The sequence below is a fragment of the Paenibacillus sp. Mc5Re-14 genome (assembly GCF_001049835.1).
Lineage (GTDB): Bacteria > Bacillota > Bacilli > Paenibacillales > Paenibacillaceae > Paenibacillus > Paenibacillus polymyxa_C.
This window is the reverse complement of the sequence record NZ_CVPD01000001.1, coordinates 1,456,838-1,469,277: the sequence shown is the minus strand read 5'-3', so window position 1 is coordinate 1,469,277 and position 12,440 is coordinate 1,456,838. Positions and strand designations below refer to the sequence as shown.

At 48.4% G+C, this 12,440-nt stretch carries 11 protein-coding genes and 1 riboswitch; all 11 genes read left to right on the top strand.

From position 1 onward, the window contains the following. The 11 genes from BN1546_RS06665 to BN1546_RS06615 all read left to right on the top strand — a co-directional run bounded on the left by BN1546_RS06665 (position 1) and on the right by BN1546_RS06615 (position 12,426). Complete coding sequence (locus BN1546_RS06665; protein ID WP_013369576.1) at positions 1–819, top strand: nucleotidyltransferase domain-containing protein; 819 nt, start codon at positions 1–3, stop codon at positions 817–819. A gap of 21 nt (positions 820–840) precedes the next feature. Further along, positions 841–2,280 carry a 3' terminal RNA ribose 2'-O-methyltransferase Hen1 gene (locus BN1546_RS06660; protein WP_090736700.1) on the top strand — a complete coding sequence of 480 codons (1,440 nt, stop codon included), beginning with the start codon at positions 841–843 and terminating at the stop codon, positions 2,278–2,280. Continuing rightward, the gene (locus BN1546_RS06655) at positions 2,277–4,886 is read left to right on the top strand and encodes a polynucleotide kinase-phosphatase (RefSeq protein ID WP_090736675.1); all 2,610 of its coding nucleotides are present in this window, start codon (positions 2,277–2,279) and stop codon (positions 4,884–4,886) included. The genes BN1546_RS06660 and BN1546_RS06655 overlap by 4 nt, the downstream gene beginning before the upstream one ends. 20 nt (positions 4,887–4,906) lie before the next feature. Then, the gene (locus BN1546_RS06650) at positions 4,907–5,704 is read left to right on the top strand and encodes a TatD family hydrolase (protein ID WP_090736672.1); all 798 of its coding nucleotides are present in this window, start codon (positions 4,907–4,909) and stop codon (positions 5,702–5,704) included. 42 nt (positions 5,705–5,746) lie between these two features. Next, a riboswitch (TPP riboswitch) is annotated at positions 5,747–5,856 on the top strand. Positions 5,857–6,161: 305 nt separating this feature from the next. Beyond that, positions 6,162–6,758 (top strand): ECF transporter S component, encoded by a 597-nt coding sequence (locus tag BN1546_RS06645; RefSeq protein WP_090736669.1) that lies wholly within the window; start codon positions 6,162–6,164, stop codon positions 6,756–6,758. After that, entirely contained in the window at positions 6,758–8,242 is a 1,485-nt protein-coding gene (locus tag BN1546_RS06640) for an ABC transporter ATP-binding protein (protein ID WP_090736667.1), read from the top strand. Before BN1546_RS06645 ends, BN1546_RS06640 begins: the two co-directional genes overlap by 1 nt. Further along, the gene (locus tag BN1546_RS06635; RefSeq protein ID WP_090736665.1) at positions 8,217–9,008 is read left to right on the top strand and encodes an energy-coupling factor transporter transmembrane component T family protein; all 792 of its coding nucleotides are present in this window, start codon (positions 8,217–8,219) and stop codon (positions 9,006–9,008) included. The genes BN1546_RS06640 and BN1546_RS06635 overlap by 26 nt, the downstream gene beginning before the upstream one ends. A 138-nt stretch (positions 9,009–9,146) precedes the next feature. Then, positions 9,147–9,872: a methionine ABC transporter ATP-binding protein gene (locus BN1546_RS06630; protein ID WP_058828989.1), complete on the top strand. Its 726-nt coding sequence runs from the start codon at positions 9,147–9,149 to the stop codon at positions 9,870–9,872. Next, positions 9,865–10,536 (top strand): methionine ABC transporter permease, encoded by a 672-nt coding sequence (locus BN1546_RS06625; RefSeq protein WP_090736662.1) that lies wholly within the window; start codon positions 9,865–9,867, stop codon positions 10,534–10,536. The genes BN1546_RS06630 and BN1546_RS06625 overlap by 8 nt, the downstream gene beginning before the upstream one ends. Positions 10,537–10,802: 266 nt before the next feature. Next, positions 10,803–11,660 (top strand): MetQ/NlpA family ABC transporter substrate-binding protein, encoded by an 858-nt coding sequence (locus BN1546_RS06620; RefSeq protein WP_090736659.1) that lies wholly within the window; start codon positions 10,803–10,805, stop codon positions 11,658–11,660. Positions 11,661–12,006: 346 nt separating this feature from the next. Beyond that, complete coding sequence (locus BN1546_RS06615) at positions 12,007–12,426, top strand: hypothetical protein (RefSeq protein ID WP_025677418.1); 420 nt, start codon at positions 12,007–12,009, stop codon at positions 12,424–12,426. The last annotated feature ends 14 nt before the right edge of the window (positions 12,427–12,440 follow it).

The following is a 12,440-nucleotide window of genomic DNA, read 5'->3' as shown; positions in this document are numbered from 1 at the left end:
ATGACAGATGTGAAGCATGGGCAGGGTTTCATTCAACCGGAAATGCGCGAAACGATTTTGCGTGAGCTGCGGGCGTTGGAGCAGGAGGAACAGGTGCGCATTGTATACGCCTGTGAATCAGGCAGTCGGGCATGGGGGTTTCCTTCACAGGACAGTGACTATGATGTACGATTTATCTATGTAAGACCCATAGAATGGTATTTATCTATTTTTGATAAGCGGGATGTGATTGAACGGCCAATCAGCGATTTGCTGGATATAAACGGCTGGGATTTGAAAAAAGCGCTCAATTTGTTTCGCAAATCCAATCCGCCTTTGCTGGAATGGCTGCAATCTCCGATTCCCTATCTGGAGCAGTATTCAGTGGCTGATCAGATTCGTGCGATCTCGCCGTTAACCTTCTCTCCGAAGTCCTGTATGTACCATTATCTGAATATGGCACGAGGAAATTATCGGGATTATTTGCAAGGTGAACAGGTGAAGATTAAAAAGTATTTTTACGTGCTGCGCCCGCTGCTGGCCTGTGGCTGGATTGAACGATACAACAGCATGCCTCCGATGGAATTCGTAGACTTGCTGGAGGAATTCATTCCGGCTGATACCGAACTTTATCAGGTGATCGAACATTTGCTGGAACGTAAAAAAGCGGGCGAGGAGCTGGATGTGGAGCCACAGCTTTCGGTGGTGAATGATTTTATCGAGCAGCAAATTGCTTACTTTGAACAGAAGGCGCCTTTGCTTCAGCATATGGAGGGCGGACGAGATCAGCAGTTGGATGATATGTTCCGCGCTGCGGTGAATGAAGTATGGAAAACATAAGTTGGGAGGGAGAAGTAGAGTATGCATATCACGCTAAAAGCAACCGGAAATAATGCCGGGATGATTTCGCATTTGCTTGCCAAAAATCCCTATAATACGTATGATCGCACGGAAAAGGGTGCGCGTGTACGCATGGTGTACACCGTGTTTACCGAGGAAGAGGCAGAAATCGTCATTCAGGCTTCGCCAGATTCGATAGATTTGGTCAAAAACAGTCCAGATAGCTATGATATTACACAGTATATTAATGACCGGGAGTTTGTAACCAGTAGCTTGTTCTGTACCTATATTCGCGGCGCGCTTGGCACGGCCCTGAACGGCAAACCCAAGGAAGACTATGCAGCATGGGTGAAGCATCCTTTTGCATTGGAGTTATCGTTTGGGCCTGTTGCGTCGGATTTGCCAGATGCTGTGGTGGAGGGACTATTTGCGCCGCTGGGCTATCAAGTGACCATAGAACGAGGGGAAGCGGATTATTCTTTTCAGCTGAAAAATCGAAGCACCGTCAGATATGTCACGCTAAGTGGTCATCAGACGGTGCAATATGCGCTGCGTCAGTTATTGCTGTTGATTCCAGTGTTGGATAATTATAAGCACTACTATATTAGCGAAGAAGAGTTTGATAAGCTGAGACGTTACGGTGAAGGCTGGTTGTCAGCGCATCCGCTACGCGAGCTCATCATTCGACGCACACTTCATTTTACCAATCTGATTGAGCAATTTGAGCAATCTGATTCTGCTGCTACACGGACTGAAAAACATGCGATCCAAGAACAAAAGCATAATCACGAACAGGATCAGCAGCAAGAACAGTCACTGGAGGAAGGGACGCAACAGCCTACTGTACGGCTCAATGAGCTGCGGTATCAAGCCATTATGGATGTGATTCGCAAGCTGCCCCGAAGACAGAAAATCGTAGATTTTGGTTCAGGGGAAGGGAAGCTTTCGGCTCGCTTGGCCCGAATGAAGGGCATTGAAGAGATTTGGGCTGTGGAGCCGTCTGCTTATGCACAGGTGAGGGCTGTGGAGCGTTTTGCCAAGCTGGAAAGGCATGCCGACGCCATTCGCCCTACACCTATGATGGGCTCTCTCTTTTATTATGATGAACAATTGCGAGGGAAAGATGTGATGATCCTGTGTGAAGTCATTGAGCACGTGGATGAGCATCGTCTGAACCGGGTGATGAATACGATTGTGACAGAATATCAGCCAGGTGTGCTGATCGTGACGACTCCCAATCGCGAATATAATGAAGTGTATCGTATGGATCAGCAAGAGCTGCGGCATGGCGATCACCGTTTTGAATGGAGCAGAAACGAGTTTCGTGAACGATGCGAGCAATGGATTGAGGAAGCTCCTTATTCATTAGCGCTGGAAGGGATCGGAGAAGAGGTCGAAGGCTTTGGACAACCGACCCAAATGGCTGTATTTACGCGCAGAAAGGAGCCGAAGAATTCATGAGCATTTCATCCGAACGAACGATTGATTTACCGCATGCTGGACTGGTTGTATTGGTAGGGGCCTCGAATAGTGGTAAAACCACTTTACTGGACAGGCTGGTGAGCGAAGGGGTTCTACTGGAAACGGAAGTGGTATCCTCGGATCATTTTCGCAAGCTGGTCGGAGATACGGAATTTATTGACTGGCGCGGACTTCCAAGGCTGGAATCGGACGTGCTGTTTTATGAGTATCAGCAGATGTCAGCCAAGGCGTTTGAGGCGATGGATACTATTCTGGCTATGCGCTGTCGTCTGAATAAGCTGACAGTTGTGGATGCCACCCATCTGTATGCTGAGGACCGCCAGAAATACGTACAGCTGGCAACCAAGGCACATGTACCTGTGATGGCTTTGGTGCTGGATGTACCCGAATCTGTGCTACTGGAACGTGATTCAGGCAGGGCGCATCCGCGTGGCCGCCAACGGGTCAAGCAGCAGACACAGCTGTTAAAGCGGAACCTGCGCGGTATCCGGGAAGAAGGCTTTGACGCTTGCTATGTCCTCAAGGATGTAGAAAAGGTTAACTTTGCCCGTCGTGCTCAGCCGCTGTTTCATGATATGGGTGCAGGCATTGATATCATTGGTGACATTCACGGGTGCTACCGTGAGATGCTGGAAGTGATAGAGCGGCTCGGATATATGGAAGATACGGAAGGACTACACCATCATCCAGAAGGCAGAAGACTGGTGTCTGTCGGAGATGTGATGAGCCGTGGCCCAGAATCGTTATTAGCGGTGCAGTTCTGGAAAAAGCACGTGGACGCTGGACTCGCCTACATGATTGACAGCAATCATGGCTGGAAAATCGGTCGTTACCTTGATGGGAGAAAAGTAACTCTCAATCATGGAGATGAACGATTCGCAGAGGAAATGGTTCAATATGAACAAAAAGCGGGCAAGGCAGCAGCGGAACAGCTTAGAGGCGAGCTGAGGGATTTTCTACTACATGCACCCTCTCATCTTATTTTCGGCAGAAACGGGTTGCGGCACGTAGTTGTGACTCATGCGGGGATCAAGGATCATTTTATTGGCAAACAGTCGGCACGTATTTCTGATTACTGTCGTTATGGAGATACGGAAGGTCAGGATGCAGACGGAAAACCAATCCGCAAAGATTGGTTCGTAGACCATGAATCGGGAGAAATAGTAGTATGGGGGCATGATCCGAGACCGCAGCCTACCCTTGTCAATCAGACGGTGAATATTGATCAAGGTGTGGTATTTGGTGGTATGCTGACCGCTTATCGTTATCCGGAAAAGGAATTTGTCAGCGTTCCGGCTCATGAGAATTATGCGAATGATCCCGATAGCCCACTTGTCCGGTGGCAGAGAAAACGGTTTTCCCCGCCGAATTTACGTAAGCTCATCGCTGGTTACAGTGTGCTGACGGAATCGTATGGCGAAGTGCGCGTTCAAGGAGAATCGGTCAAAACCGCTATAGATACCGTGTCACATGTGACGGTACCGATGGAGGAACTGGTGTACATTCCGCCCACGATGAGTCCTGCCCCCAAGGTTTCCGAAGAGGAAGGTTATCTGGAGCATCCGCGTGAAGCGCTAGCTTATTATCGCAGTCAAGGCGTACAAACGATGGTAGCGGAGAAAAAGCATATGGGTAGCCGGGCGATTTTGCTATTATTCAAAAACGAGCAGGCTGCTGTTGAATATGTAGGCTACCCGACATTGGGCACGATCTACACCCGAAGCGGACGACCCTTCTTTGAGTCAGGCTTTGGGAAGCAGGTGCTGGAGAAACTGAATGCGGATCTAGTGGATGCCGGATATTTTGAACAGCACCAGACGGATTTTGTGTTGCTGGATGCAGAAATTGTACCGTGGAATCTCAAGGCTCGGGAACTGATTGCTGCACAGTATGCGCATGTGGGTGAAGCAGCTCTGCTGGATCGCAGTAAGCTGGTAGACAAGCTGAAGCAGGCGAAGGTTGCAGGCCGAGAGGTTGGAGACTGGCTGGAAGAAATGGAACGGAAATATGGCAATGCCGTAACGTTCCAAGAGGCTTTTCAAAAATATTGCTGGGATGTGGACGGTCTGGATGAAATTCGTATTGCACCGTTTCATACACTGGCCCACAGCGGACAGACGTTTTTTGACCAATCTCATATTTGGCATATGGAGCACAACCGGGAGCTGGCAGGACTGTCCTCTATATTTATGGAGACAGAGTATCGTGTCATCACGGATGAAACAAGCGAGGAAGAGGTCATTCGCTGGTGGAATGAGATGACAGAGGATGGTCATGAGGGCATTGTGATCAAGCCGGAACGCTTTTTGATGAAAAATCGGGACAAGATGATTCAGCCTGCAATCAAGGTGAGAGGCCGGAAGTACTTGCACATCATTTACGGTATGGATTATCTTGCCCCTGAGAATTTAAAACGTCTGAAGCAGCGTCGAACGAACAAAAAGGAGCGTCATGCCCTGATGGAAGGAGCGCTTGGCATGGAGGGCGTGGAACGTTTTGTCCGCAAAGATACGGTGGAGCGTATTCATGAATGCGTCCTTGCCGCGTTATCTCTGGAATCGGAGCCGATTGATCCGAGATTGTAGTTTGCGAAGGAGGGATTGAGATGGATAGGAGTACACCGTTGATTGATATTGGTGTGAACTTAATGCACCGTTCGTTTCATGCAGATCGGGAACAGGTGGTCGAGAGAGCAGCGGCTGTAGGGATTACACCGTTGATTATTACTGGAACCAGTGTTCGCAGTAGTCGAGAGGCTGCTCAGTATGCAGCGCGTTATCCTGGTCAGCTGTATGCTACAGCTGGCGTGCATCCCCATGATGCCAAAAATTGCAGCACAGATACGATTCAACAGCTCCGCCAACTCGCGATTCAGCCGCAGGTCGTATCCATAGGAGAATGCGGGTTGGACTATAACCGTGATTTTTCTCCGCGTGATGTACAGCGCCGATGGTTTGGAGAGCAGATTCAACTGGCGGGTGAGCTACATATGCCTTTATTTCTGCATGAACGAGATGCGCATGAGGATTTTGTCGCTATGTTACGAGAGCATCAAGAGCTTGTAGATAAAGCGGTGGTGCATTGTTTTACTGGCACTGCTCAGGAATTGCATACGTATGTGGAAATGGGACTGTATATCGGTATCACAGGCTGGATCTGTGATGAGCGGCGCGGCAAGCATCTGCGTGAGTTGGTGAGGGATATTCCGCTCGACCGGTTGATGATTGAAACGGATGCTCCGTTTCTGACCCCGCGTAATCTGCCTGTGAAGCCCAAAGAAGGGCGTAATGAGCCGATGTATCTCGCTCACATCGCCGCTACGATTGCTGAGTGCACAGGCCGCAGCATGATGGAGATCGAAATCGCGACGACGGAAACAGGCAAACGTTTCTTCGGATTATAGGATTGTCAAAGCCATAGATGTGGTATATATTATAGTGAATTAAAAAGCATTGTCGGGAGCTTGAGATAGTCAGGCTGAGAGGGTGGCCCTTGCCGCCGACCGTGAAATCTGATCTGGGTAATGCCAGCGTAGAGAAACCTAGAACACTATACAAGAAACAGGATTACCGCCTATTGGTGGCGACTAGTCGATGGATTCGTTTCATATCATATATCAAGTTAACGAGCTGCGGGTCTGTAAAAAGTTGCAGACGGACAAACGTGTCTTGTTTTGTACCTGACTTTGGCTCGGTTTCAGTGCAGTAGACTACTGTGCTATATGAGATATGTCGACAACTGATAATGTATGGTGATCATTTTATGACTGCGCATAAAGCTTGCCTGGAGATTCAGCTCCGGACAGGCTTTTTTTTATGGCCAGAAGGCCTATTTTAACGAAAAAGGGGAGCGTATCAACAATGAACACGAATGTAAGAGCGTCGAAAGGGCTGAAGCTGACTGATATTTTGGTCACGATTGTAATCTCCGTGGTGTTCGGGCTGGTCTACAAAATATGGGGACCTGCCTATGATTTAATGAAACCATTCGGTCTACACGCTGAGCAACTGATGTATGGCATGTGGTTTATGGCTGGCACGTTCGCTTATCTTATCATTCGCAAGCCGGGAGTTGCGATTTTGGCAGAAGTGGCCGCGGCAACAGTCAGTGCTTTTTTGGGAAGCGAATGGGGCATGTCCACCTTGTACTATGGTCTGCTGCAAGGCTTGGGAGCGGAGCTGTTCTTTGCGGCTTTTCTGTATCGGAACGCAAACCTGTGGGTCGTATCATTAGCTGCGGCAGGGGCGGCTGTCACTTCTTTGATTTTAGACTTCAGCTATGGGTATATTGATCAGCTATCGACCTGGAACTATGTTTTGTATATTGGATTTCGGATGATTGGCAGTATTGTGATTGCTGGGGTATTCGCTTTCTATCTGGCTAAGGCGCTGGAGGTAACCGGAGTTACGCGAAGTTTGAGACCGGCAACGGAACAAGATTATAAGGGGCTGGATTGATGAGCGCGGCCAACGAAGATGTGGTGGCTTCGATCACCCGTCTTCGTTTGAAATTTCCCGGTGAGCAAGAGCTGCTTTTCCACAATATGTCCTTATCTGTCCGCAAAGGGGAAAAGCTACTGCTGCTGGGTCCAAGCGGATGCGGCAAATCAACGCTGCTTCAGGTGCTGAGCGGACTGATTCCACGCACGATAGAAGTGCCTATGAAATACGATGCTGCTGTGATCCCGAGTCTCTCTGGTATTGTATTTCAAGATCCTGACACGCAGTTTTGTATGTCGTATGTAGACGAGGAATTGGCTTTTGTGTTGGAGAATAAACAGGTTCCAAGGGAGCAGATGCCATCCCGTATTCGCGAGCTGCTAATGCAGGTTGGTCTATCGACGGATGATATACACTTGCCCATTGCCAGCATGTCACAGGGAATGAAACAGCGGCTGGCGATTGCCTCTGTGCTGGCTATGGAGCCGGAAGTGCTTTTTCTGGATGAGCCGACAGCTTTGTTGGACGAGGAGGGCACGACACAGGTGTGGGATACCATTCGCAACATTTCGGCAGACCAGACGCTGGTGATCGTAGAGCATAAAATCAATGAAATTGTCCAGGATGTGGATCGAATTGTGGTGCTTTCTGATCAAGGAGAAATGATTGCGGACGGAAGGGCGGAAGAAGTATTTCATGTGCATCGGCAGGCATTATCCGAGTATGGCGTGTGGTATCCGGGGATATGGGATGAATCGTCTTCGCCGCGTTGGAGAGAGTCTGTGACGCAGCAGAAAGATGGAGGGCATGCGGATAGTCCGTCCACCTCAGCACCTACAACGGATTTGCTGGAGCTAGAACATTTTAGCGGACTCCGGGGTTTGAGCACAGTCATTTATGTGGAGCAAGCGCAGGTGAAGCCTGGCGACTGGATTGGCGTGGTCGGTGAAAACGGGGCTGGCAAAAGCTCGCTTCTGCTCTCTATGATGCGTTTACTTCACACGCAGGGTCGTTATTGCGTGTGCGGAGCTGAGGCAGGCAATACGGAGCAACTGGCTGAGCGTATTGGGTTTGCATTTCAAAATCCAGAGCTGCAATTTGTAGCGAACACCGTACGAAGGGAACTGGAATATTCGTTACCCAAGAGCCTGTTTACAGCTGAACAGTGTAGGGAACGAGTGGATCGAATACTTATACAGTTCGGACTGGAGCGGCTGGATGAACGCCATCCGTATCAGCTTTCGTTGGGCCAAAAAAGGCGGTTGAGTATTGCTACGGCTATGATCCGTGAGCCGGAAGTGCTGCTGCTGGACGAACCGACTTTTGGGCAGGATGCGCGTAATACCTTTGTCATGCTGGATATGTTGGAGCAGCTGAGAGCGGCAGGCACGGCCATTGTGATGGTTACGCATGACCCGGAAATTGTCCGTCGATATTGTACCGATGTATGGCGGATTCAGAAAGGGGAACTACAGTATGAGCCTGTCCTTTTCTCATCATGAAACATGGCTGCATCGTGTAAACCCGGGCCTAAAGCTCGTGATGTTTTCCCTGCTGTTTGTGATCGTTATAGTCATCCATGATCCGAACGTTATGTTTAATGTTGCATGTGCTATGCTGCTGTTGCTTGTCTGGTCAGGCCATCCATGGAAGCGTCTGCTCCTGTACGGATCTCCCTTTATATTGGTGTTTATTTCAACCTCAACAGGCATGATGATGTTTGGCAAAGGAGTGACGACCTGGTGGACATGGGGCCTGATCCATATTACGCAGGAAAGCTTTTTCCGAGGCATGCATCTGGGCTTTCGTGCACTGAGTATGGCCGCGGCAGGGTTGCTGTTTGGTTTAACGACTCGTCCGGTGAGCCTTTTTTATTCACTGATGCAGCAATGGAAGCTCCCTCCCAAGTATGCATACAGCTTTTTGGCAGCTATGCGGTTGATGCCGATGATGCTGGAGGAATTTCAGGCTTTGAGACATGCCCACCGTATTCGAGGTTTACACCAGCATGTGTCCAAATGGAATATGTACGCCACGCTCCGCAGGTACGCAATTCCGCTACTCGCTCAAAGTATCCGGCGTGCACAGCGCATTGCTATTGCCATGGAAGCGAAGGGTTTTGCTAATGAAACCAAGCGCACGTATTATTATGCGATCGGCTATTCGGCTGTAGATATTATATTTATTTTTTATTTTGTGGTGCTGCTGATGCTGGCTTGGGGACTTGGTACCTGCTTTCCTTATGTAGGGGTATGGGATGTACGTTAATTGTTGCAAAAGGCTTTGCCCGATTTCTGCTCTGTGGTATATTAATGCAATGGGAATTGACGGCTCGTACAGACCCGCCTGGGCTGGCGGGCTTATTACATTTTCCCGCAGTAATGGATCATCAGGAGGCCAAGTTACATGATTACGCTGCATCAGGTAAACAAGCATTATACCACCTCAAGCGGCCCATTTCATGCGGTTCAATCCGTGTCCCTTCAAGTGGAGGAGGGGGAAATTCACGGTATCATAGGTGCCAGCGGTGCCGGCAAATCTACGTTGCTACGGTTGATGAATGTATTGGAAAGACCGGATGAGGGAAACGTGGTTGTGAACGGGGAAGATCTGACTCGCATGCCGGAAAAACGTCTCCGTGAAGCTCGGCGATCCATAGGGATGATTTTTCAGCATTATCATCTTGTTCACAATCGGACGGTAAGTGGAAATGTAGCAATGCCGTTGGAACTGGCAGGTGTCGCGAAAAAAGAGAGAGCAGAACGCGTGCGCGAATGCCTGCAATTCGTCGGTTTAGCGGATAAGGCAGAACAGTATCCGGCACAACTGAGCGGAGGCCAAAAGCAACGTGTGGCGATTGCCAGAGCACTGGCGAATCGACCTGCGGTGCTGCTTTGTGATGAGCCGACCTCAGCCCTTGATCCGCAGACGACTGCGGATATTCTAGGCGTGTTACGGGAGATCAACCGTGAACTGGGAGTTACCATTGTAATCGTCACGCATGATATGGACGTGGTACGCAACATTTGTACCCATGTATCAGAAATGCGGGATGGACAGCTGCTTTCAACGCAACGTGTAGCTGACGCTGCGGTAGGTTCAACAGCGAAAGCAGGTGAAGCTGATGAATGAAATGCTAAGCATCATTGCGCAATATCAGTCTGAGATATGGAAAGCCATCGGAGAGACGTTTATCATGGTGGGGATTTCCATCGCAGCAGCTGTACTGTTAGGGCTTCCGGCAGGAACGATTTTATATTTGTGCGGCAAAGGGCAAAAATATGAAAACCGACTGCTCTTCACCATTCTGAACAGTGTGGTCAATGTCATCCGCTCGTTCCCGTTCTTGCTGCTCGTCGTGTTTATGATCCCATTTACACGTCTGGTGGTGGGCACGGCGCTGGGCACGATGGCTGCTACAGTGCCTTTGTCAGTGGTGGCCATCGCCTATTATTCGAGGCTGGTGGAGCAGTCATTGCTTGAGGTGCCCAAGGGTGTGATTGAAACTGCTACGTCTATGGGAGCATCCACCCTCCAGCTTATTTTTAAATTTCTATACGTGGAAGCCCGTTCCGGGCTTGTACTGGGTTTGACCACGTCCACCATTAGCTTCATCTCCTACTCCACGGTGATGGGCATTGTGGGCGGTGGCGGGGTAGGCGATTTTGCCATTCGCTACGGTTACCAGCGGTTTGAAACAGGCTTGATGGCGTTCACCATCGTCGTTATGATTATTTTCGTACAAACGATCCAGTTCACCGGAAGCACCATATCCCGCCGGATCGACAAGCGATAGGGCAGAATTGTAACTTTTCGCTACACTTGCACCACTCACTATGGGAAAGAGAAATGACTTTACAGTGCCTCAAAAGCGGAGCGGGCAGAATTGCTCTGGAGAAGCGTCAGCGTTCGCCTTTGAAATGGGATTCTAACCTATCATCACTTTTAAATGAGAGAATCCCATTTCAACAGCGATCGGAAGAGCAATCTGCACGCGAAGCGGCTATACTGTAACTCATTGACATCTTCCCAATCACAACTAATTTGGAGGTTCATCATCGAATGAGTCGGAAAAACAACATGAAAACGAACTTGAAATTACTTACACTATTTGCAGTCGTTATGCTGCTGGTTGCCGGATGCGGTGGTCAAAAGCAGGCTACACAAGAAACAACAACTAAAGAAGCAGCTTCCCAAAAAGAAGTAACTTTGAAAGTAGCCACGCTAATCCCACCGATGACAGATGTGCTGGATATCGTGAAGCCACTGCTTAAACAGGACGGAGTCAATCTGGAAATCGTCGTGCTGTCAGACAATATCCAACCGAACAACGCATTGGCAAGCCACGAAGTGGATGCTAACTTCTTTCAGCATGCACCGTTTATGCAACAATATAATGAAAGCAACAAGTCTGATTTGGTAGCAGTAAAACCAATTTATAACGCCATTTATGGCGCGTACTCCAAAAAATACAAGAACGTTAAAGACCTGCCCGAAGGTGCGACGATCGCCATTGCCAATGATCCGGCCAATACGGGACGTTCTTTGGTAATGATGGAGCAAAACGGTTTGATCAAGCTTAAAGAAGGCGTAGGCTATAATGCTACACAGGCTGATATTATTGAGAATAAGAAAAAGTTTGTGTTTAGAGAAGTGGATTTGTTGATGCTGGCGCGGTCGCTGGATGATGTGGACATGGCTGCCATGTATCCCGCATATGCCAAGCCGCTCGGTCTGACACCGAAGAAGGACGCACTGATTACCGAAAAAGATGATACGCACTTTGCCATTAATTTGGTAGCGCGTAAGGATAATGCAGATACTGATGCCATTCAAAAGCTGGCAAAACGAATGACCGGACCGGAAGTACGTAAATTTTTTGAGGACAATTACAAGGATAGCGTTGTTCCAGCATTTTAAATAAATAAGTATTGAAACATTATTTTTGATGATATTTGACCTGTATAATGGAGTGAAGTCTGTAAAGAGCAGATGGTCTCCCTTGTGCAGGTCTTTTTCTTTTTCATCCTTAATATGGATAAATTTCATCGAAAACAGGGTACAAAGTCTTGTTTTTTTAGATTTGGGGTGTTGCAACGTTGTGAATTTTGGTCATTAAGGGCGATAGAGTAATGATAAGGAACATATTAAAATAATTATACGAACAAACATTCGTCTTTCATTTTATTAATGATGTTTGTATGAGGGTCGAGAAATTCAGCTGACAACGGGTCAAAAGTGTGAATAAACAAGGAAGGGAAACGATATGAAGCTGTTTGTAACTGTAAAAAGTTTGGGAAAGCGCAAGCCCGCACTCGCACGACACGAAATAGAGCTGAACCCTACTCCAGAAACATTGCGAGATTTGATTACTGCAACCGTTGCCCTGAATGTTCAGAAACTACGGGAAAAGCAGGAGAGTGTCGCGCTGATTCCGTTCCTCACGGGAGAGGAAATTCAGGCACAAGGCGAGATAGGCAAAGTAGGATTTGGTTCCATATATAATGACGGTGTTCCTGATATTGAGGATGCCGTGAACACGGCGATGCAGGCCTTTGAAGATGGATTATACAGAGTTTTTGTATGTGATGAGGAAGCGATTGAACTGGATGCTCCTTTGTCACTTCATGCAGGGGATGAGATTGTATTTATACGCTTCACAATGTTGGCTGGAGGCCTATGGTAGAGGAGGAGACGAAA